Source organism: Delftia sp. WSY_12, assembly GCF_043104645.1.
In the GTDB taxonomy this organism is placed as follows: domain Bacteria; phylum Pseudomonadota; class Gammaproteobacteria; order Burkholderiales; family Burkholderiaceae_C; genus Comamonas; species Comamonas tsuruhatensis.
The window spans coordinates 515118-536034 of record NZ_JBICKW010000022.1 but is presented as its reverse complement, the minus strand read 5'-3'; the positions used below and the strand labels follow the sequence as shown (position 1 = coordinate 536034).

Below are 20917 nucleotides of genomic sequence, written 5' to 3'. Positions count from 1 at the left end.
CTTGGGATTGAGCTCTCCAACGAAGGCATCGCAACGAGGGGTCGCGGAAGCACTCAGGTCTGTGGCCGATGTGCCACCAGCCTTTCAATGATCGCGACGGCTTCGGCCACGACCTGCGGTGCGGGCTGGGCTAGAGCGGCGAGGTCTGCAGCGCCGACTCCGGCCAAGCCGCCGGGAACCGGTTCGGACGTCATCTGCCGGTGGTATTTCCTCGCATCGCCTCCTGTGTCGGCGAGCGGGAGCACGGCGCGGCCAGCCCTTTGGGCCCGGTGTGCGATCTCCAGGGTCCCACCGGCACCACCCACAAGCACTACGAGCGCTGCGCGACCGATGGCTTCGTTGTATTCGGCCTCCCCTGGTGAGACTTCCACCACGCCTCCCAATGGAAACGCCGACTTTTCGCCCGTGCCCACGACGTGGACCAGACGGGATTCGATTGCGTTCGGCCCACCCGGCGTTGCCTGGGCGAACCCGCGCGCCACCGCCTCGTCAACGCCAGGCCAGCCACCCGTAATGACACCGAAGCCGGCCTTCGCGAGCGAGGTGCCGAGGGCGTCGCAGGTCTGCGCAAGCTTGGCGCTTAGCTTGTTCTTCCGGCCGGTGCCGGCGACGAGCACCCAGGCTCTTGGCGAATCGGTGGATGGCGTATCGGCCGCCTTAGCAGCTTCGGGCGCATCGAAGGCATGACGGAGCTCGTTGATCCGCCGAACGAACACTGGGTCGGAGGGCTCGACGCGACTCGGCCTGTGGCCGCCTCCCTGGTCCTGCCAGAATCTGATTTTCGGCAGGTCTCCCAACGCTGGATGCAGAGCGGTAGCATCGACAGGCTCGATCTCGACGATCACGTAGCGCCGACCTGGTCGATGTGCCAGGAACTGCTCGAACTCACGCCTGCACCACTCGGATCGCAGGTAAGCACGCGACAGGACGATGATCATTCCATCGCATCGGTCGATTCGGGCCGAGAGCGCATCGGCCCAGTTGTCTCCGCTCCCGATCGAAGAGCTGTCGACGAAGACTGCCAATGTGTCTCGCAGTTTGCTCGCCAAGACCGTAACCCATCCCTCGAAACCGTCGTTGGGCACGGGCGACGCGTGGTCGTCTCGCGCATAGCTCACGAAGATCTCGGGGCGCTTCTTCTCTTCTGGGCGCAGCCCTGCTTCCGAAGGCGCGGGCATTTCCGGGAGCTGCGCCATATCACCGACGAGCCGCCAGTCTGCATCGCCAAAGCACTGGAACCGTCCCCAGATTTCGTTGGACGGCTGTGTGCGCCAGCAATGCTGCCGTGCATCGCGGAGGGCCTCGATGAGGGCGGCGCCCTTTGTCAGGGACTCGAAAAAGGCAATGGCAAATATCGTTGCTGCCTCATCGTCAATCAATCCGATCGGTGCCACCACGACCTTCGTACCCATGGCAAGCAAGGAGGGGCCCATCGCCGCGCCATGGTGGACCCCGAGAAAGACGAGTTCGGGCACGCGCTTCATTGCATGGAACTCATTCAAACCGAGGCGCGTCTGGGCGTCGAGCACGATCTGCACTCGCCGCTCGATGCCACTCGTCGGCACATTGTTGGGACCGTTCGATGGTGCGAGCACGCTGTGCGAGGCGATGTGGAGCACACGCAGGTCTCTCTCGAATAGAGCGTTCAAGATTTCCTGCGCACCCTTGGCGATGAGCGTGCGGACACCGTCGGGCTGCAGTGCCTTCGAGAGCAGCGCGGCAACCCGCTCCGCCTCCCGGCGAGCCCCAGGCAATTGCGGGAGCGTCGGAGTGTCGGCCAGCGGGTCGCCGATCACCAACGCGTAGCGCGCGCGCGGCGAAGCGTCCGGAACTCTGGTGTCCGCCACGCTCGCGCGCCGGGTCAGGCCGCGGGCGACCGCCAGCGGCAACGCGGACGCGGCAGTATGCTCGCTGCGGATCAACGCTTCCCATGGGAATGGCTCTGTCTGCATGTCCGTCCGCAGTTCGACGAAATCAGGGCCGTTCACGATTGCATTGGTGTCCTGCAAGCCGGCCGGCACCACGAGCTTCGCGAGCGTGTGGACATCTTCATCCTGCGCGCCGGTGAGAACCTTGTCGAGCAGAACTGTCGCGGCCTGCGGCAGGTTGTGTCGCAATGTGAGTTGGCCCTGCATAGTGCGATAAACGAAGGTCAGTGTGGCTCCATTTAGCGAGATTGCGAGTTGCGCCACCGATTGATTTTTCGCCAACGGGGGAGGCTCGCTGGACGCGCCTTCCTGCGTGAACCGGCGCGCGAACGCGCGTGCAGACTGCGCGAAGGGCATTGCGGCCGCAGGCAGGCGGGCCGAGCCGCCGGGGTCCTCGAGCAAGGCGAAGAAATCGAACGCGGTACCGGTGCACTGCTGGAGGAATTCGTGCAGAGCGAGATTCACCTGCACGAAGTCGCGAGGCGTGAGCGCGTCCGAGAGGCGGTCGCGCAGGCCGGGGTGGAAGTCATATTCCATCTCGTCCTCTGCGATCGGCGGCGCGTTCGCAATTGCCGTGCGCACTGGATGCAGAAGCCCGCCAAGGAACACTTGGGCTAGCGCCACGGCACCGCTCGCTGGCGCCATCGCTTGGTGGATCACGCGCATGACAGGAGGCGTGAGGGGCCGCACAACCGAAAAATAGGCCGCCAGCCGCTGCGCGTCCGGAGTGGCGCTAGCGCGAAAGCTGGTCGCGCGACGGGCCGGGCCGATGACATCGCCGTCTGCCGCCTGGTCCTGTCCCGCAACGGGGTCTTCCCCATCTGGAAGTGGGAAAAGCGCCGCCGTACCCCAAGCATTGCCTCCGGCGGTCGTCATGCGGGCCCAGGCCGCGACGGCTGCGGGCTCCAGCGCCAGCACCGGCACCACCACTCCGGGCTCGCCGTGCGCCCACGACGGGAGCCTGACATGCAACTGGGCCCCCGGCGTGCCCACACGCGGCGACTTGGTCCTTAACTCAGCGAAGCCGGTCGCCGTGTTGGGCCACAGGGCTTGCGGTAACAACTGGACGACGGCCACTGGCGCGCTCTCGGCCACGGCCTTCAGCCACTTCCCCATCGCGCCGCCGCGCCATGCCGACGAAGTGCAATCGGAAGCGACCAACACGATGCGTCGGCCGTTGCGGTCTTGCAGTGCGCTCGCGCTAAGTTTGTGCGCGTCCTTGGAGAATGCAGCGATGCCGCTGCTCGATGCTCTCAGGAACACCGTCGTCACGGCACGGAACCCGCCTTGCCTACGCAGCAGGCGTTCGAACTCCGAGACCATCGGGCGCCATGCCGCGAGCGACGGCACCTCGTCGATCGCCACCACAATGTCGAACCAGCGCTCGAAAGCTGGCCGCCAAACCGCCGTGCGCAGGCCGGTGTCGGCAATGAACTCGGCGGTGGCGCGCTCGTCGAGTTCGATCCGATTGCCGGAACGGCGGCGCGACAACGGCCGAAGCGCGCGTCCGATGGCCAGCGCATCGGGCAACGCGGGCGCGCCGCGCAACTGCACTCGTCGTGCCGCGCCGCCATCTGCGTCGCCGCTGCTTCCCGACGCGTAGAGCGCTGATGGCGCGGCATCTGACTCTCCTGTTCCGGCGAGCGACTTAAAGCGAGCTTCGGCTCCGCCCGTCGAGGCCTGTGCCTGTATCGAGTCGCGCCCTGTCATAAGTGGCCCGCCGTTTCGTGTCGCCGCAGCAGCCGGCGCGGTTCCCGGTTCGACGGTGATCTGCTGCGCCAGCCACAGCATGTCGCGTAGGTCAAGGAGGTCCGGTTGCAGTCCAATTGCCTGCAGGGTCCGGACGAAGTCGCCGATCTTCACGCGAAGCCCTAACTTCCAGCGACGACCAGTTCGCGCATCAACTCGGCAACCACCTCATCGCGCTGCTTGCCCGGCCCCACCTGCGAGCTCATCACGAAGTAGATCGCGTTGAGCAACTGATCGGTGGCAACCTCGCGCTTCTGGGTGGCCAGCGTCTTGAAACTTCCGATGATGGCTTCGGCCTTCGCTCGCTCATCGGTGGAGAAATGCAAGTCGACGATGGCGTCCAGGCGCTTCCAGTCTTGATTGTCATCTTCGGGCAGCATGCCGGTCGGGTTCGGCATGCGAAGCCGCAGACAGCGACGAAGGAATGGGGCGGGAAATTCCCTCTCCCCATTGCTTGTAAGGATCATCAGCGGAAACTCGCAGCCCGATATCACCCCGCCCTCAACCCTCGCGCGTGGCTGGCACGGGTCGGAAGTGAAGATCTCCGAAGTCAGTCCAGCGCCAAGCCGGCGCAGTTCGGGGATCTCGAATTCGCCTTCCTCGAATACGTTAAGCAGATCGTTCGGCAGGTCGATGTCGCTCTTGTCGATTTCGTCGATAAGCAGCGCGCGCGGCCTCGATGTCGGCAGCAGTGCGGTGCCCAGAGCGCCGAGCGTGATGAAGTCGCCGATGCCGCTCTGCACGCCGGCTTCCTGCTGCTGCAATCGCCCGATGGCGTCGTACTGGTAGAGTGCATCGCGCAAGGTGCTGCGCGAGGTCACTGACCAGCGCAACGGCGGCCCCATGCGCAGTTCGTACGCGACCGCGTCGATCAGCGACGACTTGCCGCTGCCCGGCGGCCCAGTGACAAGCAGTGGGCGCCGTAGGTATAAGGCCGCGTTGACCATGTCGACGATGTGCTCAGTGGCGTGGAAAACGCGTCCGCGCTGCAGCGCCGCGGGCGGCAGCAGGAGGTCGTCCTTGGTGCCCAGTGGCCACGTGCGCTCCTGCTTCACTACGCTACGGCGCGGTCGCCATGGCGGTGGAGAAGGTAGTCGCGCCAAGCCGTCGTGGGGCCGGCGTGTCCCTTTAAAGATCCTCCAGTCCTCTTTCTTGGCCATGCGTTCATCCTCCGGGTTGAGTCCATGATGTCCATATCGCCGGCATACGCGCGGGGTCGTCCAGCAGCAGCGAAACCGTCTTGCCGGTGTCGCCGGGCTGGTCCGAACGCCAGTCGACCAGACGACCGGGAAGGTCCTCGAGCTGCGAGGCCAGCAACTGCTGCAAGCCTGTGCGCAGCGCATCGACAGCGGCGACAGCGGCGACAGCGCTGGCGGCGTGGAGCCAGACGACGGCGGGGAGCCCTTCGGCAAGGGCCACGTCGAGCGGCGCCTCGCCGCCACACGCTACCGGATCGATGCCGAGCCAGACCGGCGCATCTGATGCGTCGACAACGAATGCGCTGCGCAATCCGGTCGCCGCTTCGCCGGGCACGGCCCAGTGCAGCGGTGCGGACGCACCGCTGCCGAGCCTGGCCAAGATCCTCGGCGCATTCTTGCGCCAGCGCGATAGTTTGGTAGGCCCCTTATAGCGGTCGGTGCAGCGCAGCAGTGCTGCATGGTCCTCCCCGAGCCTCACCTCGTCGCCACCCGCCAGCGGCACGGTGGCCGTGTCGAAGGCCACGGTCGTCAGCAAGTCACGCGGCAGGTACAGGTCCACCACCAAGTCGACCGGGAGGCCGCCAAAATGCGCATAGACATCCTGCATCCATTCGCCGATCGTCGCGGCCAAGGCCTCGGGGTCGACCGGCTTCGCGGCGGCCCGAGGCCAGGCGCGCACGCCGCTGCCTGCATCGAGGACATCGAGCTCGCCCTCTATGCAGGGCCTGGCACCGTCGTCTCGATACCAGAGCGCGAGCCGTGCGCTGCCGATGTCGGCTGCGAGGCGTGCATCCAGCTCGGCGCGCTGATGGGGCGACAGGCGGGCCTGCACCCAGGCCAGCAACGCAGGCGAGGGCGCGGCACGCCCAACCCGCTCGGCGAAATCCAGCAACGGCGATACGCCGCCGACCGGCGCTAGCGCATGGAGCCGCTCGACAGCGACATCGAGGTCATCGGCCATCGCGAAGCCGCCATGCGCCGACGCCGCGGCCCGCATCAGGTAGGGCTTGAACTTGTCAAACGGCCAGTTGATGCGGGCCAACACTGCTTGCAGTTGCTCGCCCGCCAGGCCAGGGCCGATGATCGGGTGGCCGAACCAGTCCTCTCCGATCGAGAGCATCGGGCTCTGCGTCGCCTTGGAGTCGGCTCGAAGCCGAGCCGCCGTGTCCTTGAGCGCCTCGTCGAAAGCGGGCCAGTCCTGGCCCTCGACCGGCCCGGGCGTCATGGCCGCTAGCAGCTCGCGGGTGAAGCGCGGGCCCTGCACCGAATCGATCGCGGCTGCGCCGCCACTCGCGCATGCGAACATCGCGCATTGACGGATCGCATGGGGTGCACCTGGGTGCCATACGTCCGTAACCGGCTTCATCGCATCGCCCCACTGGTTGCGGCAGGCATCGACGATCCAGAGCTGATGGCCGAAGCGCTCCCAGCCCGACCCTCGGAAGAGCTCGCGCCAGTTGTTCGTCTCAAAGCAGCGAAACTGCTTTTCCGTGGCTTCAGGCAGCACCAGAAGCTGGTCCCCGCGCGAACCCGAGACCACGCCGTGGCCACAGAAATAGACGATGAGGAAAGTACCGTTGGCCTGCGCTTCGCGAGGCTCTGCCATGTGGTCACGGAAATCGGACCAAACGAAGTCGCGGGCTACCGTATTCGTGAGCCCGGCGGCGTCGCTTGCGGTGCGCGCGAGCGAGCCGTCGCGCATCGACAGCCACAACTCGATCGCCGTCGGTAGCACCTTGCGTTCGTTTACCAGCCAGCGCGAAAAGGCCAGCGCGCCGGCCGCGGCGCCAGGCGTGTCGAAGCTCGAACCGAGGCCCGGATAGCGCTCAATGCCGACGACGATGGCCCGAGTTTCGGCGGGGGGGGGCAATGCCACAGTCATACGGCGAACTCCGTGTTTCGCATGGCGGTGGAGGCTCCCGCAGGAGCGGGAGTCATTGGAGCTGCGGGGCTAGCTTCTGCCACAGCGTCGGCGCATCCCAGTACGCGCTGTGCGACTGCGGGAATGGCTGGCCGCTCACGACCTCATGGTCGGTCGCGCGACCGACGAAGACTTTCGACGCCGTGTAGCTCAGCAGATCGTTACAGTCGTAGAAGTTAAGCCAGCGAGCAGGAAAATGCGCCGGCAGCGGCTGGCCGAAGCGCAGACTGCACAAGGCCCCGATCTCGTACATGAAGGGCGCCTGAGAGCCGGCGGTGACTAGCAGCTTCACCTGCGGCATATGCCGCTCGACCAGCAGGTCAACGCATGCGATGCCACCGAGGCTATGCGCGAGCACGGCGACGTCGTCGCCGCAGTCGCCGATGCGCTTCGCGATGAATTCCCGGATCTCAGCACCGCGTGCTTGGTACAGCATGACGTCGCCTGCGGTGGGCGAGGCCATAGTGAACAGGGCGTCGCGCTCGCGCCTTGCCTTCGCAGTGGTCCAGCGCAGGCCGAGTCCGATGAGCTTGCTGGCGACCCAATCCCTGACGCCGCCCAGATCGCGGCCACCTAGCCGGTCTAGGCATTGCTCGACGAGGCTGTCACGCAGTTCGACCGGCAGCACGGCGACGTTGTCGTCCATCAGGCGCTGCTGCAACTCGGCCACCAACGCGCGCGACAGGGCCAGTCGTAGCGTCGTGTCGACCCTGGCCGCCGCAGCCATGGCTTCCTTGCGTGCATCGGCTTCGACGACTGCCGCCACAGACTCGCGCCACTGGACGACAAGCGCACGGCCCTTTAGCGCATCGAGCACGCCGGCATCATCGGCCAGCGTACCGAGGGCCGTCAGCAATGCCGCCTTGCGTTCCTTCTCGGCCGGCGGTTCCAGGCCCCGGGCAACGGACGCGGTCAGCTCTCGCAACTCAAAGAAGGGATCGCGAGCCAGCAGCTCCCACAGCGCGACCACCTGGTCCGCACTCGCGCCTGCGACCGGTGCGAGCGAAAACTCGGGAATCGAAGCGCCGCCGAGTGCTAACCTCGCACCGTGCGTGTCGCCCCACAGACACGATTCGAGCCTGACCGCGGGTGCGACATTGCGCAGCCCTTCGGCGATGCGCGCGGCGCTCGATTCGTAGGATGCCTTTCGAACTCCCGTCCCATGGACGAACAATACGGTCTTGACCATTCGCTATCTCCCTCCAATCTATGGTTGCATAGATCACAGGGATGGACAAGCCCCGTTTGACTCATGGCCTGGCAGGCGACGCAGGTCAACTGGTGGCGCAGCCCACCATGGCCGAACTGACGACATTGGACGACTGACCGTGCCCTCGAAAAACATGGCTGAAGATTGCTCAAAGTCTCGGGCTACGGCGAGGCCATTCCCCCGTCAAGATGGACTACTACAAGACCCGCCGAAAAAAAGAAGACGTGTGTCAGATCTCAGTGGAATCCAACAGTCAGGGGTCGTCGCGGCATCCGTGAAGGTGGGATTGTTATCGTTCTTCATGCTGTACGATGGGTCAGGCGACATCGCCAGAATGAGCCTTTACGGACCAGCGCACTCGGGGGGCTGGCGAGCCTGGGAATGCGCAGTGCGTAGCGAAGCCACCCAGAGCGGCCACGTCCGGGGTGGGTGGCGTCTGGGGTGGTGGTCCAACTTGACATCAGTCACCGTTCAGGGTTTGAACACCCGCCGAGGCCAGGAGCTTGTAGAGCGGCGGGATGCTGGTTCGCGATCCCCGCTCCGCCGTGTACGTGAAGACGACGCGTTGCTTAGCGCGCGTGAATGTCACGAAGAAGCCGGCGGTTGCATCGGCTGTGTCCTTGGCGTAGCTCCACCAGGCCGAATCGTCCAGTTCGACGAAGATCACCGTGTGGTATTCCAGCCCCTTGCTCTTGTGTAAGGTCATGAGCGGTAGCGCGTTGATGCCTTTGTAGGCGTCGAGCGCCGCGAACCAATTAGAAGAGGGACTGCTGCCCGTCGCTGAGCGCATCCAGCCCACGTTCCTTGATGCGTTGGGAACGGGGCCGTCTTCAGGTATCCTCCTACGTGATTGATGATGACGTCGAAAACGTAGCTCGCTCAAGAATCGCTCAATCTCCCGCGCCAGCAAAAGATCTGCGCTTCTAACGGTAAAAACGACGGTAAAGACCCATGTTGATCACCCCCAAGTCCTTTAACCATGCGGTTTTGGAGACCCTGTTGATGATGGAGTGGGAATGATTGCGCAATAGGAAACGGCCGGGGTCGTCCGGCCGTACTTCCACCTCAAGCCCGCGGCACTGCGGGCTTTTTTGTTTCTGACTTTGGCAAGGCTGGAATTATCTGGGCCCAAATGCATGAAATTTTTGAGCTTGTGCTGAGCTCTGGGTAAATTGTGCTATCGGCTCTTAATGGCCGCGGAATTCCAGCAATTCATCCAGATCACGAATCCATTCGGGAAGAAAGCTCTGCTCCAATCCGAACGAGCCTTTGAGCTCGGGGCCGTCCCGGGAGCCCTTCATGGTGTATTGGGCGAACAGATGGCCCCATGCGTTTGCTACCCTGATGACAAGCAGAAATTGAGGCTCGATCCCCGAGAGTTGGACAGGTTCAATATCAAAATTACCCGCTACCAATGATTCATAGGCCTGTGAAAGGTCTTGCTGGAATTTTTTGATTTCTGCTGGCATTGTCAACCACTGAACACTGCCCGAAAAATTACCGTCCGTGATTTTTACATTGAGGGTCAACCAGTCCCTATAAGGGACGCCATCTTCCTCGATGGAACGAGAAGTCGGCACGATATCGAATTTGAAATCATCGAAATCAATGGTCAGCATGTTTGTTTGTATGGAAATGAGAAATGGTTCCATCGTGCCTCGCGACAGAGATCCAGCTAGTTTGAGGGGTAACGCGCAGGGTCCCCAGACCTTGTCCGCCTTGCTGTCTGCTGGTGGGGCATGGGTTGCGGCCAGAGCTCCCCGCAGCTTTGATCACAGGCACATGAAAGAGGGCTGAAGAGGGCTGCCCTGCGCATCCTCTGGAGCGCGACGACAATAGCCCATGATTCAAGAAAAGCCCCTGGCGGCAACCGAACTGGAGCGGCCTGCCATGGCCTTGCGCACTCTCGCGAATGGGGTCCGGCTGCTGGCGCTGCCCATGCCGCACTTGCAGAGCGTCAGCGTGGGCGTGTTCCTGCGCGTGGGCTCCCGCGACGAGACCTCCACCAGCAACGGCATCAGCCATGTGCTGGAACACATGGCGTTCAAGGGCACGCACACGCGTTCCGTTCAGGAGATCAACCTGGATGCGGAGCGGCTGGGCGCGGAGGTCAACGCCTTCACCGGCAAGGACATCACCGGCTATTTCATGACCGGCCTGGGCTGGCATGCGCAGGCCTTGCTGGGAATGATTGCGGACATCGTGCTGAACAGCGTGTTTCCCGAGCATGAACTGCAAAGGGAGCTGCAGGTGATCCGGCAGGAGGCCATCGAGTACGAAGAGGACCCGGAGGACAGCGCCGGCGATCTGCTGGACCGCGCCATCTGGGGCGACGACCCCATGGGCATGCCGGTGATCGGCACGGTGGCCAATATCGAAGGCTTCACGCGGCAGGATCTGGTGCGCCATGTGCAAACCCATTACGTGGGAGAAAAGACCGTCGTCGTCGCGGCCGGAAACTTCGATGTGCCGGCCTGGCTGGAGCAGGCGGCGCAGCTGTTCGCCGGCATGCCTGCGTCGGCCGATCCCGCTGTGGCGCTGCCCCCTCAGCCCGCAAAGTATGTGGGGCAGGCCCTGGCGCAACGCTTCACGCAGGTGTCCCAGGTGTTCGTGAACCTGGCCTATCCCCTGGTGTTCGAGCAGCTGCAGGGCGAGCACCCGCAGCGTGCGCGTCTCGTGGCCTCGCTGGCGGCCCATCTGCTGGGCGAGGGGATGTCGTCGCCCCTGGTCGATACCGTGCGTGAACGGCTCGGACTGGCCTATACGGCCTATGCGGCGATGGAGGGCGGTGACGTCTGGGCCAACTTCATCGTGCATGCCGTCACCACCCCGGACAAGCTCGAAGCGCTGGTGGCAGCGACAGGCGGCCTGCTGCGCGCCCAGGCTGCCGGCATCGACCCCGTGCATCTGGAACGGGCCAAGAACCAGCTGGCGGTCTCGCGGGTGCGCGCGGGCGAGCGGACCTACGCCACCATGGAGCGGGCTGTCGAGGACCTCTTTGCCCATGGCAGCGTGACGTCCGTGGCCGAAACGCTGGCGATGATCGATGGCATCGGTGCCGAGGAAGTGCGCAAGGTCTTCGAGCGCATGCTGGCCCATCCCCCAGCGGTGGCCATCACCGGCAAGGGCGCCAGTGCCCGGACCGTGCGGCAGCTGGCCGCAGGCCTGGCGGGCTGAGCCGGCAGCGCGCGATCAGCGGCCAACCGCCAACCGCAACACATGGCGCTTTTCCCGTTGTCATGGAGTTGAGGGAACGGGCGGCGGAGCGTTCCATTGCCGCTTGAGGTAGTGCGACTTCGGGTGCTCCTGCAGGAACACGCAGCACTGCACCCACGCCGCTGACTCCGGGTGCGCGTCGATTGGGCCGATCGCACCGATCGCACCGATCGCACGCGAGAGATGCCCGAGCACGACCTCGGCCATGGCCGAGCACATCTGCGGCGGGCGCGGGTTGGTCAGCGTCAGGGTGGCGATCAGTTGCTGCGCGTGGGGGTCCTCGCCGCACAGTCCGACGGCGATGGGGGCCACGCGCGACTTCAGGTCCGCGAGCCGTGCCCATCCGCGCTCGGCCAGCGCAAGGTGCATGGCGTGCAGGACCGGCTCCCACTGGATCGACGGGAGCAAGGATGGCGATACCTCGATGGCGATGTGCGGCATGGGGCGGCGCCTTCAGTCGAGCTTGATGCCGACTTCGCGGATCAGCGTCTGCCAGCGTGCCCGCTCGCTGTCCAGCAGGCGTGCGAATGCCTGGGGCGAGTTGTCGATGGGCACCGAGCCGAGCTCAGCCAGCCTGTCCTGCGTGGCCTTGGCCGCCAGCGCCGCGCCCATGTGCTTGACCAGCCAGGCCTTGCGGTCGGCCGGGGTCGCGGCGGGCGCGAGGAAGCCGTACCAGCCGCTGATCTCGGCGTCCACGCCCGATTCCTTGAGCGTGGGCACGCCGGGCAGCGCGGGAATGCGCCTGGCGGACGTCACCGCCAGCGCCTTCAGGCGCCCGCTTTGCACATGCTGCAGGATGGCCGGCGTGGCTTCGAACACCATCTGCACCGTGCCGCCCAGCACGTCGTTGAGTGCAGGCGCGGAGCCGCGGTAGGGAATGTGCAGGATCGAGGTGCCGGTCTGGCGCTTGACGAGTTCTCCCGCCAGGTGCTGCGGCGTGCCGTTGCCGGCGGATGCGTAGGAGAACTTGCCCGGGTTCTTGCGCAGCCATTCGAGCGCCTCCTTGGCCGTGGTCGCCGGGAAGGAGGGATGCACGGCCCAGATCAACGGCACCGAGGCGGCCCATGCCAGCGGTGTGAAGTCCTTGGCCGGATCGAAGTTGAGCCTGGAGTACAGCGCCGGGTTCGCGGCCATGGGGCCGAGTGCGCCCAGCAGCAGCGTGTAGCCGTCGGCCTCGGCGCGTGCTGCCGCCTCCGTGCCGATGTTGCCGCCCGCACCGCTGCGGTTGTCGACGATCACCGTGCTGCCGCTGTCCGTCTGCAAGGCATTCGCCATCAGGCGGGAGACGGCATCGGTGGTCGCACCTGCCGGATAGGGGCAGATGATGCGGATGGGCTTGGAAGGGAATGCCTGTGCGCGCGCCGAGGGGCTTGCGCCCATGGCTGAAATGGCTGTCGCCGTGCTGGCGTACTGAAGGAAGTTGCGTCGTTTCATCGGTGCTCTCGTGACCAGAGTTGTCTCGTGGCCGTAGTGTCGGCAGGCCCTTGTTTCTTCGCAATTCGCATTTTCTGGCCGCGCCTATCGGATAATCCGATGGCCATGTCCGCACGCAGCCGCGACCTCCTCGATCTCGTCTCATTGCGCCAGTTGCGCTACTTCGTGTCGGCGATGCGGGCGCACAGCTTCAGTGCGGCATCACGCGATGCCTCGATCTCGCAGGCGGCGCTGTCGGAGCAGATCGCCTTGCTGGAATCGACCCTGGACGTGCAGCTGTTCGACCGTGCGAGCGGGCGCGCCGTAGCCACGGCCTCCGGACATGAGCTCGACCGCCGGGTGTCGGCCTGCCTCAGGGAGCTGCAGGCGGCGCTGCGCGACGTGCAGGAGCGTGCGAGCACCGTGGCGGGCCTGGTGCGCATCGGCCTGGTGCAGTCCTACGCGGGATGCTGGGTACTGCCCGTCGTGCGCACGGCCCAGGCGCAGTGGCCGCAGCTGGCGATCGCACTGCGCAGGCGCACCGCACAGGCCTTGGTGGAGGGCGTGTTGCGTGGCGATTTCGATCTCGCCGTCAGCTTCGACCCGGAGCCGCATGCCGATCTGGAGATCCTGGCCTGCTTCGACGAGCCGGTGGTGGCCGTGGGATTGAAGCCCCGGCGGCGGCGACGCCTGCTGGAGCTCAGCGAGGTCGCGAACCACCCCCTGGCCTTGCTGCCAAGCGAATACGCCATGCGGCGCCAGCTCGACAACGCCTTTGCGGCGCAGGGGCTGAAGCCGGGCGTGCATCTGGAGTCCGATACGCTGGAGGACCTGGTGCATGCCGCCCGTGAAAACGGCATGGTCGCGCTGCTCAACGGTGCCGCGGCAATAAGCCTGGACGTGCAGGACGCAGTCCCGTTGGCCGAAAGAAATCTGGGCCGGCAAGCCTGCCTGGTGCGCTCACGCAGCCGTCACCACGGCTTTGCCGCCCAGTACGTATGGGACGAGCTGTCGGCGGCAACCCCCACGCTGCCGCCAGCGTGGGGGCGGCGCGTTGCAGCCGCGCGCTAGTCGTCGGCCGGGTCCGTTCCGCCCAGGCCCGTACCGCCCGTCAGGGCACTTCCTTCAAGCCCACCAGTTGCAGGGGGCGTGCCAGCAGTTCGTCGAAGCGTTTCTCGAACGCCTTGAAGTACGGCATGCTGAAGTGCGCATCCAGCGCTGCCTGGTCCCTGAATGACTCCCGCATGTAGAAGGTGCCGGGGGTGTCCGCCAGCTCGAACAGCGTGTAGTCCAGGCATCCGGCTTCTTGCCGGGTGAATGGCACCAGCGCGCGCAGGGCGTCGCGCAGCTGGTCTTGCTGGCCGGCCTTCGCTTCAAGGATGGCCAGGTTGAAAATGGTCTCTGTCTTCATGGCTCAGCCCCAGTTCTCCAGCACCACCTTGCCGCGCGCCTTGCCCGACTCGATCAGGGCATGGGCGCGCTTGAGGTTGTCGGCGTTGATGCTGCCGAAGCGCTCGGCCAGCGTGGTGCGGATCAGGCCGGCATCGACCAGTGCGGCAACCTCGTTGAGCAGGCGGTGCTGGCCGATCATGTCGTCGGTGCCGAACAGGGCGCGGGTGAACATCAATTCCCAGTGCACCGACACCGACTTGCGCTTGAGTTTGGTGATGTCCAGCGACGCGGGATCGTCGATCAGGCCGAATTTTCCCTGGGGCGCGATCGCCTCGACGATCTGTGCGAAGTGCAGGTCCGTCTGCGTGAGGCTCACGATGAGGTCCACCGTGGGAAAGCCGATGCGCTTGAGTTCGTCGGCAATCGGCTGGCTGTGATCGATCACGTGGTGGGCGCCGAGCTCCTTGACCCAGGCCTGCGTCTCGGGCCGCGATGCGGTGCCGATGACGGTAAGGCTGGTCAGCCGCGTGGCCAGCTGCGTGAGGATGGAGCCCACGCCGCCGGAGGCGCCGATGATGAGCAGTGTCTTGTGGCTGGGGTGCTTGCCCGGCGCGATGCCCAGGCGGTCGAACAGCATCTCCCATGCGGTGATGGCGGTCAGGGGCAGGGCCGCCGCCTGTGCAAAGTCCAGCGACCTGGGCGCGTGGCCCACGATGCGCTCGTCCACCAGGTGCAGTTCGCTGTTCGTGCCAGGGCGCGCAATGGAGCCGGCGTACCAGACGCGGTCGCCCGGCTTGAACAGCGTGACTTCGGGGCCCACGGCCTTGACGATGCCGCTGGCATCCCAGCCCAGCACCTTGTGCGTTTGCCCCTCGGCGGGCGCGCCGCTGGCGCGCACCTTGGTGTCCACCGGATTGACGGACACGGCCCTGACTTCGACCAGCAGGTCGCGGCCGGTGGCCACGGGATCGGGCAGGGTGATGTCGATCAGCGATTCGGGTTGGCTGATGGCCTGGGGCTTCTGGTATCCAACGGCTTTCATGGTCGTGCTTTCAAAGGTTGAGGAAGAGGGGATAGCAAGGAGGGAGAGCAAGGAGGGTTTCAGGCAGTGGCCAGGGCTGCGTAGTCCGAGTAGCCGCGCGCGTCGCCGCCAAACAGGGCCTTCGGATCGAATGCGGCCAGCGGCGCCTGGGCGGCGTAGCGCGCCGGCAGGTCCGGGTTGGCAATGAAGGGGCGGCCGAAGGCGACGAGGTCTGCCAGGCCCTCGTGCAGGATGGCTTGGGCGCGCTCCGCGTCGTACTTGCCCGCAACGATCACCTTGCCCTGGTAGGCGCGGCGCAGCGCGTGGCGGAAGTCCTGCGGAATCTCGGGCGCATCGTCCCAATCGGCTTCGGACAGGTGGATGTAGGCCAGGCCGATCTCGTCGAGCTTGCTGGCCAGATGCAGGATGGTCTCGATGATCTGCGGGCAGTTCATGTTGCGCTGCGTGATGAAGGGCGCCAGGCGAATGCCGGTGCGCTCGGCCCCGACCTCGCCCGCCACGGCGGCCGCGACCTCTTCGGCGAAGCGCGTGCGCTGGGCGATGCCGCCGCCGTAGGCGTCGGTGCGGTGGTTGGAGGTGGTGCGCAGGAACTGATCGATCAGGTAGCCGTTGCCGCCGTGGATTTCCACGCCATCGAAACCGGCACGCATCGCATTGGCCGCGCCCCTGCGGAAGTCGCCGATCACGTCCTGGATGTCCTGTGCGCTCAGTGCGCGCGGTACGGGGCAGTCGACCATGCGGCCGACACCGTCGTCGCCGACCACCCAGACCTGCGCTTGGGGCGACAGCGCCGAAGGCGCGACCGGCAGGCCATCGGCGTGAAAGCTGGCATGCGACATGCGGCCAACGTGCCACAGCTGCAGCACCATGCGCCCGCCGGCGGCGTGCACCGCGTCCGTGACGCGGCGCCAACCGTCCACCTGCGCCTCTGAATAGATGCCGGGGGTGAAGCTGTAGCCTTGGCCCTGGCGGGAGATCTGGGTGGCTTCCGAGATGATCAGGCCGGCGCTGGCGCGTTGTGCGTAGTAGGTGGCCATCAATGCATTGGGCACGTCGCCTGGCTGGCTGGTGCGGCTGCGCGTCATGGGGGCCATCACCATGCGGTTGGGCAGGCTGAGCGGGCCGAGCTGCAGGGGGCTAAACAGGGGCGTGGAGGCGGTGGTCATGCGGTTCTTTGGCGGAGCTGTACAGGTGTTGGGGCGGTGGCGGAAATCCGGTTCGCAAGTCGTCTGGGCATGGAGCGATGTTGACCTGGGTGTTTCAATTGAAAAAGACCCGCAGGACTGAAGGCGGTTTCAAAAGAAATTTGACGATGAGGTCAGGGCCCGGCCCGCACAACACCCGGGCGGATGGCCTTGCCCCGCCTGCCTGGCTACCATCTCCCCCATGAAAACCCAGTACTTCGCCGCCACCTCACTCGACGGATTCCTGGCCACCGAGGACGACTCCCTGGACTGGCTGTTCCCGCTGGGCGACATGCAGGCCACGGGCTACCCGGAGTTCATTGCCGGCGTGGGCGCGCTGGCCATGGGGTCCGCCACCTACGAATGGATGCTGCGCCACGCGGAGACGGTGGCGCAGGAGACCGGGGCGGCGTGGCCCTATACGCAGCCTGCCTGGGTGTTTTCCAGCCGTGCGCTGCCTGGTATTCCGGGTGCCGATGTCCGGTTTGTCAGCGGTGATGTGCGTGCCGTGCATGCGCAGATGCAGGCGGCGGCCGGCGGGCGCAACCTCTGGATCATGGGAGGCGGAGACCTGGCAGGCCAGTTTTATGACGCGGGCCTGCTGGACGAGATGATCCTGAGCGTGGGCTCGGCCACGCTGGGCCGGGGCAAGCCGCTGTTTCCGCGCCGGGTGCTGCATCCGGTGCTGCGTTTGTTATCTGTGCGGCAGATTGGCGAGGGCATGGCGGTGCTGCATTACGAGGTGCGCAAGAGCACGGCCTGACGGGCTCCCTGATTCGGTCTGCGCGCCGCTCAGTTCGCCTCCCCGCGCCCAGGCGCCGTCATCCCCGGAATGTATTCATTGGAGATGAAGCTGCGACAGCGGTGCATGAAGGCTTCCACCACGTGGCGGGGCTTTTGTTCGCGGGCCCAGGCCAGGCCCAGTTTCATGGGGCGGTGGTTGCCGTTCAGGTGCAGGTTGACGATCTTCTTGCCGTCCAGCGCATGGGAGTTGCGCGGGCGCACGTTGACCAGGGAGTAGCCCACGTCGTTGGCCACCAGGGAGCGCACCACGTCGGGGCTGGCGCTGCGGGCCGCGATCAGGGGCGAGACGCCGGCTTCGCGGAACAGCGACATGAAGTACTCGCGGCTCAGGGGCAGGTCCAGCAGGACCATGGGCAGCTGGGCCAGCGCCTCCAGCGTGGTGGAGCGGTGGTTGGCCAGCGGATTGAGTTCGCTGACGATGACCATGGGCGGCAGCTGGGCCAGGGGCTCGAAGCAGATGTCCGATTCGGCCACCAGCAGGTCGTAGGTGATGGCGACATCGATCTGCGCGGTGCGCAGCTTGTGGATCAGGCCTTCCTGGTGGTCCTCGATCTGCGTGACCGTGGCCTTGGGGTGGGCGCGCGCGAATCCCTGGCACAGCTCGGGGGCGACCATGGCCGCCAGCGTGGTGAAGCAGCCCACGCGCACGGGGCCGCGCACCTGGCTTTGCGCGCTGCTGGCCACGTCGTACAAGGCCATGGCCTGGTCGAGCAGGCCGCGGATCTCCCGCAGGACTTCGGCGCCTGCGGGCGTGACGGACAGGCCTTGCGCATGGTGGCGCACGAACAGCGGCACCTGCAGCTCGGCCTCCACCTGGGTGATGGCCGATGAGATGGACGAGGGCGAGACGTGGATGCGGTTGGCGGCCTCGGCAATGCTGCCGAATTCGCCCGCTGCCACGCAGTATTCCAATTGTCTGAAGGTCAGTCGTGTCAGCACGGTGTGCAAGAGGTGGAGAGGGGGAGGGCGGCCAGGGTGATCCGCCGCGTAGTTGACCAAGCGGCGGACCGCGCTGCAAGAGGCCCTTCCCGCAAGGCGCCTGCATTGTGCGGCGGTCGGGCCCCGGCAGCCTTCAGTCGCTGGCGTTGTGATTGCGAAACCATTGCGCCACCGCACCGTCGCCCTGGGCCGGCGCCTGCGTGGCCTTCACGCGGTCCGTCAGGCCGGCGGACTTGCCCACGAAGTCCAGCGGCGCATCCCAGTTGAAGTGCCGGTACACGGCCGCCGTCTGGGCGTAGGGCGGGCATTGCGCAAACAGCTGGAAGCTGAGCCGGTGGCCGGCGTGGTCCGAGTCGAGCAGGTCGCGCGCATAGGCCAGCAGCTTGCGGCGGTCGTCGGCCTGCCACTGCTGGCCGAGGGTGTAGAACTTGCGCAGCCAGGGGCCGGTGTCCTCGTTCTCGAAGCTGGCGTGGTCCGGCGTCAGGCAGACCTGGCCGCCGCACAGCTCGCGCACGGTGTTCATCATGTGGTGCAGCTGGCTGGTGGCCAGAGACCGTCCCGTGAACAGCAGCGACTGGTTGGGCATCATCAGCCCGGCCGGGCTGCGCTCGGCCAGTGCGATGGCGGCCGTGAGGTGGGCGTTGATGCCTTCGCGGTAGCAGGCCAGGCCGGCCAGCCTGTCCTGCACGGCCTGCAGCTTCTCCACGCCGGTCTGGCGCGCGTTGTGCAGGGCCGTGCCTATCAGCATGTCGGCCAGCTTGAGGCTACGCTGCAGGAAGGTGAAGGCCGAGTAGCGGTGCAGCGTCTCGCGCAGGAAATGGGCGGCCCGGGTGTGGCGGTAGAACAGCACGTTCTCCCAGGGAACCAGCACGTCGTCGAAGACCACGATGGCGTCCACTTCGTCGAAGCGATGGCTCAACGGATGGTCCTGGGCCGATGCGCGGGCGGCCAGGCCCGGGCGGCAGATGAAGCGCAGGCCGGGCGCGCCCAGGTCGCAGATGAAGCCTATGGCGTATTCGGACTGCGCCGCGTCGCCCCAGTGCGCCAGCCCCGGCTTGGTGAAGGCCTGGTTGGCATAGGCGGCAGCGGTCTCGTACTTGGCGCCGCGCACGATGACGCCTGCATCGGTCTCCTTGACCACATGCAGCAGCACGTCGGGGTCCTGGTCCTGCGGCAGGCGCGAGCGGTCGCCCTTGGGGTCGGTGTTGGCCGATACGTGGAACAGGTCGCCACGCACCACGCGGCGGATGTGGGTGCGGATGTTGGCGGAAAAGCGCGGGTCCAGCTCGTTGAGCACGTCCTGGCCATCGAACAGCGACCACATCTCGCCCACGCTCTCGTCGCCCACGCGCATGACCACGCCGCCCATGTCCTCCAGCAGCAGGTCGGTGGCGCGGCGCTTGTCCCACCAGTCCTGGCGCGTCAGCGGCAGCTTGTGGGCGATGGGGTGGCGCTCGCCGTCGCCTTCGTCGTAGGTGAGCGCGTCGCGCAGCGCGGCCTCGTGCTGCAGGTCGTACATGCGCGCGCGGATGTCCACCAGCGGCTTGAACATGGGGTGGGTGGTCACATCCTTGACGCGCTCGCCGTTCATCCAGACCCGCCGGCCATCGCGGATGGAGTCGCGGTACTGGCTGCCTGTCCTGATCATCAGCGGCTGGCCCACTTGCCGTCTTTGACCTCGTGCAGCTGCAGCTCCACGGGCACCTGCGTCTGGCCGTTGGCGTCGAAGGTCACGGTACCGGTCACGCCGTCGTAGCGTATGGCGCGGATGGCCTTGGCCACGGCCTGCCGGTCCTTGGTGCCTGCCGTCTTGAGCGATTGCAAAAGGATGCCGGTGGCGTCGTAGGCGTACTTGGTGTACGGGCTCTCGGAGTCGGCATAGCCCTTGGCGGCATAGGCGCGGCTCATGGCGTCCAGCCGGGGGTTGGTCTGCGATTTGGGCGTGCCGACGATGGTGCCGTCCGCGGCCGGGCCGGCGATCTGGATGAGCTGCGGATCGAAGATGCCGCTGATGCCCAGCATGGGCTGCTTCATGCCCAGCTCGGCCATCTGCTTGCGCACGATGCCGGCCTCGGTGATCACGCCGCCGAAGTAGACCGCGTCGGGGTTCAGGCTCTTGATCTTGGTGAGGATGGAGCGGAAATCCGTGGTGCCCACGGGGTAGCTTTCCTCGGCCACCACGCTGCCTTTTTCTGCCTTGTAGAAGCTGCCGAACGAGGCCAGGTTGGCACGCCCGTAGTCGCTGGTGTCGGCAATGATGGCGATCTTTCTTGCGCCCAGGCCCGTGGCGGCCCAGGCGGCCAGTGGCTTGTTCTCGTTGACCAGGGTGGGCGTCACGCGCGTGGTGTTGGCGAAGTTCTGGTCGGTGATCTTGGGGCCGATGGCGCCCCAGACGATGAAGGGCATCTGCACGCGGTTGAACACCGGCAGCGTGGCCAGGGCCACGGGGCTGTTCCAGTGGCCTATGGCGCCCACCACGTCGCGGTCGTTGACCAGCTTGAGCGCGGCGGACACGCCGGTCTGCGGGTCGGAGGCATCGTCCAGCACCACGCCCTCCACCTTGAACGGCACGCCGGCCGTGGCGTTCCACTGGTCTATGGCCAGCAGGAAGCCGTTCTTCGCGCCCAGGCCCTGCTGTGCGTTGCCGCCGCTGACGGGGCCGATGAAGCCCAGCTTCACGGTGGACTGGGACCAGGCCGCGCCGCAGGCCAGCGTGGCGGCGGCCAGCGCCAGGGCGGATGCGGCAAGGCGCCTGCGCGATGGCAGGAGGGCGGTGGATGTCGTGAAGGCTTGCATGGTCGGTCGGTCCTGTTCAGGTGAAGACGAGGGGCAGCCATGGCGGCCCGGGCGGGGCCCGGGGCGGCGGGGCGCCACGGTGCATGGCGGGCTGGCCGGCGCTGTCTGGCAACGCCGCCGGATC

At 66.1% G+C, this 20917-nt stretch carries 17 protein-coding genes; 3 read left to right on the top strand and 14 right to left on the bottom strand.

Annotated elements, in window-relative coordinates:
• Positions 1–53: 53 nt before the first annotated feature.
• The 6 genes from ACF8LI_RS14735 to ACF8LI_RS14710 all read right to left on the bottom strand — a co-directional run bounded on the left by ACF8LI_RS14735 (position 54) and on the right by ACF8LI_RS14710 (position 9626).
• The gene (locus ACF8LI_RS14735) at positions 54–3791 is read right to left on the bottom strand and encodes an SAV_2336 N-terminal domain-related protein (RefSeq protein WP_392414259.1); all 3738 of its coding nucleotides are present in this window, start codon (positions 3789–3791) and stop codon (positions 54–56) included.
• 8 nt (positions 3792–3799) lie between these two features.
• Positions 3800–4837 (bottom strand): AAA family ATPase, encoded by a 1038-nt coding sequence (locus ACF8LI_RS14730; protein ID WP_392414258.1) that lies wholly within the window; start codon positions 4835–4837, stop codon positions 3800–3802.
• 4 nt (positions 4838–4841) lie between these two features.
• Positions 4842–6758 (bottom strand): caspase family protein, encoded by a 1917-nt coding sequence (locus ACF8LI_RS14725; protein ID WP_392414257.1) that lies wholly within the window; start codon positions 6756–6758, stop codon positions 4842–4844.
• 52 nt (positions 6759–6810) lie between these two features.
• On the bottom strand, positions 6811–7986 hold the full coding sequence (locus tag ACF8LI_RS14720) for a hypothetical protein (protein ID WP_392414256.1): 1176 nt from the start codon (positions 7984–7986) through the stop codon (positions 6811–6813).
• Between the two features lie 481 nt (positions 7987–8467).
• Positions 8468–8797 carry a 3'-5' exonuclease gene (locus ACF8LI_RS14715; RefSeq protein ID WP_392414255.1) on the bottom strand — a complete coding sequence of 110 codons (330 nt, stop codon included), beginning with the start codon at positions 8795–8797 and terminating at the stop codon, positions 8468–8470.
• A 397-nt stretch (positions 8798–9194) separates the two neighbouring features.
• Positions 9195–9626: a hypothetical protein gene (locus ACF8LI_RS14710; protein ID WP_392414254.1), complete on the bottom strand. Its 432-nt coding sequence runs from the start codon at positions 9624–9626 to the stop codon at positions 9195–9197.
• A 271-nt stretch (positions 9627–9897) separates the two neighbouring features.
• Between ACF8LI_RS14710 and ACF8LI_RS14705 the strand changes: the two genes are divergently transcribed.
• Positions 9898–11184 carry a M16 family metallopeptidase gene (locus ACF8LI_RS14705; RefSeq protein ID WP_392414265.1) on the top strand — a complete coding sequence of 429 codons (1287 nt, stop codon included), beginning with the start codon at positions 9898–9900 and terminating at the stop codon, positions 11182–11184.
• 60 nt (positions 11185–11244) lie between these two features.
• Here ACF8LI_RS14705 and ACF8LI_RS14700 read toward each other — a convergent pair whose 3' ends face one another.
• Both ACF8LI_RS14700 and ACF8LI_RS14695 read right to left on the bottom strand, forming a co-directional pair.
• Positions 11245–11664 carry a 5-carboxymethyl-2-hydroxymuconate Delta-isomerase gene (locus tag ACF8LI_RS14700; RefSeq protein ID WP_392414253.1) on the bottom strand — a complete coding sequence of 140 codons (420 nt, stop codon included), beginning with the start codon at positions 11662–11664 and terminating at the stop codon, positions 11245–11247.
• A gap of 12 nt (positions 11665–11676) precedes the next feature.
• Positions 11677–12657 carry a Bug family tripartite tricarboxylate transporter substrate binding protein gene (locus ACF8LI_RS14695; RefSeq protein ID WP_392414252.1) on the bottom strand — a complete coding sequence of 327 codons (981 nt, stop codon included), beginning with the start codon at positions 12655–12657 and terminating at the stop codon, positions 11677–11679.
• A gap of 99 nt (positions 12658–12756) precedes the next feature.
• On the opposite strand from ACF8LI_RS14695, the gene ACF8LI_RS14690 reads away from it, so the two are divergent.
• On the top strand, positions 12757–13707 hold the full coding sequence (locus ACF8LI_RS14690; RefSeq protein WP_392453853.1) for a LysR family transcriptional regulator: 951 nt from the start codon (positions 12757–12759) through the stop codon (positions 13705–13707).
• Between the two features lie 40 nt (positions 13708–13747).
• Here the strand turns inward: ACF8LI_RS14690 and ACF8LI_RS14685 are convergent, their stop codons facing one another.
• Genes ACF8LI_RS14685 through ACF8LI_RS14675 form a run of 3 tightly spaced genes read right to left on the bottom strand, consistent with a single transcriptional unit; the run spans position 13748 to position 16236 of the window.
• Complete coding sequence (locus ACF8LI_RS14685; protein WP_012204863.1) at positions 13748–14047, bottom strand: putative quinol monooxygenase; 300 nt, start codon at positions 14045–14047, stop codon at positions 13748–13750.
• 3 nt (positions 14048–14050) lie between these two features.
• Complete coding sequence (locus tag ACF8LI_RS14680) at positions 14051–15070, bottom strand: zinc-binding alcohol dehydrogenase family protein (RefSeq protein WP_016448208.1); 1020 nt, start codon at positions 15068–15070, stop codon at positions 14051–14053.
• A gap of 59 nt (positions 15071–15129) precedes the next feature.
• The gene (locus ACF8LI_RS14675; protein WP_392414250.1) at positions 15130–16236 is read right to left on the bottom strand and encodes an alkene reductase; all 1107 of its coding nucleotides are present in this window, start codon (positions 16234–16236) and stop codon (positions 15130–15132) included.
• A 220-nt stretch (positions 16237–16456) separates the two neighbouring features.
• Between ACF8LI_RS14675 and ACF8LI_RS14670 the strand changes: the two genes are divergently transcribed.
• The gene (locus ACF8LI_RS14670) at positions 16457–17017 is read left to right on the top strand and encodes a dihydrofolate reductase family protein (RefSeq protein WP_016452305.1); all 561 of its coding nucleotides are present in this window, start codon (positions 16457–16459) and stop codon (positions 17015–17017) included.
• A 29-nt stretch (positions 17018–17046) separates the two neighbouring features.
• Here the strand turns inward: ACF8LI_RS14670 and ACF8LI_RS14665 are convergent, their stop codons facing one another.
• From ACF8LI_RS14665 to ACF8LI_RS14655, 3 genes are all read right to left on the bottom strand, one after another.
• Positions 17047–17997 (bottom strand): LysR family transcriptional regulator, encoded by a 951-nt coding sequence (locus tag ACF8LI_RS14665; RefSeq protein WP_034398359.1) that lies wholly within the window; start codon positions 17995–17997, stop codon positions 17047–17049.
• Between the two features lie 133 nt (positions 17998–18130).
• Positions 18131–19645 (bottom strand): 4-hydroxyphenylacetate 3-hydroxylase family protein, encoded by a 1515-nt coding sequence (locus ACF8LI_RS14660; protein ID WP_392414249.1) that lies wholly within the window; start codon positions 19643–19645, stop codon positions 18131–18133.
• A complete protein-coding gene (locus ACF8LI_RS14655; protein WP_034364373.1) occupies positions 19645–20793 on the bottom strand; it encodes a branched-chain amino acid ABC transporter substrate-binding protein in 1149 nt (382 codons plus the stop codon). The genes ACF8LI_RS14660 and ACF8LI_RS14655 overlap by 1 nt, the downstream gene beginning before the upstream one ends.
• Positions 20794–20917 lie beyond the last annotated feature (124 nt).